Origin of the sequence: Mesorhizobium sp. M7A.F.Ca.CA.002.15.2.1, assembly GCF_003998715.1 — a bacterium.
In the GTDB taxonomy this organism is placed as follows: domain Bacteria; phylum Pseudomonadota; class Alphaproteobacteria; order Rhizobiales; family Rhizobiaceae; genus Mesorhizobium; species Mesorhizobium ciceri.
On record NZ_RZPI01000720.1, the window covers coordinates 1 to 2719 of the forward strand.

Annotated in this window: 3 protein-coding genes; all 3 read left to right on the forward strand. The window is 64.8% G+C overall.

Going from position 1 to position 2719, the window contains the following annotated elements:
• Positions 1-1064, forward strand: a 1064-nt coding sequence (locus ENZ74_RS28145; RefSeq protein WP_164761267.1) for a serine hydrolase, incomplete at its 5' end; no start/stop codon positions are given.
• Between the two features lie 37 nt (positions 1065-1101).
• Positions 1102-2283 (forward strand): serine hydrolase, encoded by a 1182-nt coding sequence (locus ENZ74_RS28150; protein ID WP_063168912.1) that lies wholly within the window; start codon positions 1102-1104, stop codon positions 2281-2283.
• Positions 2284-2410: 127 nt separating this feature from the next.
• Positions 2411-2719 (forward strand): Tex-like N-terminal domain-containing protein (locus tag ENZ74_RS28155; protein ID WP_281059741.1); only part of this gene is annotated, 309 nt, incomplete at its 3' end.

Sequence of the window (2719 nt, forward strand, 5' to 3'; positions counted from 1 at the left end):
TGCCGCCCGCCGAAGTCTGGCGCGGCAACGGCCATCGCCGCCGTCTCGAACGCGCCGAGGTCGCTCTTGACGGGCTGGCGGTCGAGGACAGCGAGGGCAAGCCGACGACCCTCGCCGGGCTGCTCGACGAGACCTATCCGGTCGGTTTTCTGGTGCTCAAGGACGGCAAGATAGCCTATGAGCGCTATTTCAACGGCATGGGTGAGCGCACGCTGCACCTGTCGCAGTCGATGGCCAAGTCCGTCACCGGTTCGGTATTCGGCATACTGGTCGGGCGCCGCCTGATCGATCCGGCCAGGCCGGTCACGGATTATTTGCCGGAGCTCGGCGCCACCGGCTGGGCCGGCGCCAATGTGCAGCATGTGCTCGACATGACGAGCGGCGTGCGTTTCTCCGAGGAATATACCGACCGCTATTCCGACATCGGCCAGGTCGATGTCGCCACCGGCTGGAAGCCGGTGCCGCCGGGCAGCGATCCGGATTTTCGCTGGCCCTCGCACATGTTCGAGCTGATCCTGGGCTTGAAGGACACGATCCGCCCGCACGGGGCTCAATTCGAATACCGCTCGATCGAGACCGATGTGCTCGCCTTCATCATGGAGCGGGTGACAGGCAAACGGCTGCCGCAGCTGGTTTCGGAAGAGCTCTGGCAAAAGCTCGGCGCCGACGAAAGCGCCTGCTTCACCGTCGACAGCGCCGGCTATGCGGTGGCCGATGGCGGCTTCAATGCAACGTTGCGCGATTATGGCCGCTTCGGCCAATTGATCCTCGACAATGGTGGCGGCGTCGTGCCGGCCGGCTGGGTCGAGGACACGCGCAACGGCAGGCATGGGCCGGACTTCAGCCCCAGCCTGCCGGAGGGCAGCTATCGCAACCAGTTCTGGATCGAGGACCCGCGCTCGCGCGCACTGATGTGCCGCGGCGTGTTCGGTCAGATGATCCATATCGACTGGAACACCGGAATGGTCGTGGTGAAGCTTTCGACCTGGCCGGATTTCGCCAATGGTGCCTATTCCATAGCGACGCTGAAAGCCGTGCACGCTATCGCCACGGCACTTCGCTGAGCCTCCACAAAGAAGAAACGACCCGGAAGGAAACGCCATGACCGGCAAAACCGTGTTCGAGACCCGCTATGGCTTCCGGCGCAACCAGGTGGTGCTCGCCAATTGGCGCGAGAACCCGTTCAACCGGTGGTCGTTCCAGAATCTCGGCGAACTGGTGCCGACCGCCCGGGTGGCGGCGACGTCGGGCGTTGTCGAAATCCCCGTGCGCGATATGGGCGGCCTGCTCGGCGAGAAGGTCGCGATCGCCGGCACACCGGAGACGGTGGCTGATTTTCTCGCACGTTCGAGCACCGACGCACTGACGGTGATGAAAGGCGGCAGGATCGTCGGCGACTGGTTCGCGCCGCATATGGATTTCGGCGCCCGCCACATCATCTTTTCGATCAGCAAGTCGCTGACCGCCATCATTGCCGGCATACTAGAAGGCGAGGGGGTGTTCGACCCGGAAGCGCCGGTGACGGCCTACATCCCCGAAGCCGCCGGCTCGGCCTATGGCGATGCGAGCGTGCGGCATGTGCTCGATATGAGCGTCAGTCTCGATTTCGAGGAAGCCTATCTCGATCCGGAAAGTGCTTTCGCCCGCTATCGCCGTGCCACGCTGTGGAATCCGGGCGGCGGTACGGAGAGCCTGCGCGAATTCATCCTGACCCTGCAACGTCTTGCAGAGCCGCATGGCCAGACCTTCCGCTACCGCTCGCCGAATTCCGACCTGCTCGGCCTGCTGCTCGAGCGTGCGTCGGGCCAGCGGTTCACCGACCTGATGCGCGAGAAGCTGTGGCTGCCGCTCGGCGCTGTCAGCGAAGCCTCGATCGGCGTCGACATGGAAGGCACGGCGCGCACGGCCGGCGGCATTTCGGTGACGCCGCGCGACCTGGCGCGTGTCGGCGAGATGATGCGGCAAGGTGGCATGGCCAATGGCCGCCGCATCGTACCGGAAGCCTGGGTGCGCGACACGACCAGCACTGGCGGCAGTGCGGACGCCTGGCAGCGCGGCGCGATGCTGCCACTGTTTCCCAAGGGCCGTTACCGCAACAAATGGTACCAGACTGGACACGAGAACGGCGCCTATTGCGGCATCGGTATTCATGGCCAGTGGCTGTATGTCGATCCCAGGACCGAAGTGGTGATCGCCAAGATGTCGTCGCAGCCGGAGCCTGTCGACGATCCGCTCGATATCGAGATCGTCGCGTTCTTCGAGGCGCTGAGCCGGCTGATCTAGGCGCGCCGCGATCGCCACATTGGCGCACGCTTTCCTGTGGACCCGCCGGGCTGATCGAAGCGCGGCGGTTGGCGGGCCGGAGGTCTGCGCCTATGGTCGCCGCTCTTTGGATGAGAGCAGGAACGACATGGCATCCGACATCAAGCGCATTGCAGCCATCATCGCGGCCGAGATCAGCGCGCGGCCCGAACAGGCGGCCGCGGCGATCGAACTGCTCGATGAGGGCGCGACAGTGCCGTTCGTGGCGCGCTACCGCAAGGAAGTCACCGGCGGGCTCGACGACACGCAATTGCGCGATCTTGCCGAACGCCTTGCCTATCTGCGCGAGCTCGACGCGCGCCGCGACACCATCCTTGGCTCGATCCGCGAACAGGGCAAGCTGACCGAGGAGCTTGAAGGCAAGATCGTCGCCGCCACCACCAAGGCGGAACTTGAG

Bases quoted from the DNA above. Each gene is read 5' to 3' on its own strand.
- ENZ74_RS28150 (WP_063168912.1), top strand. From the start codon at position 1,102: ATGACCGGCAAAACCGTGTTCGAGACCCGCTATGGCTTCCGGCGCAAC.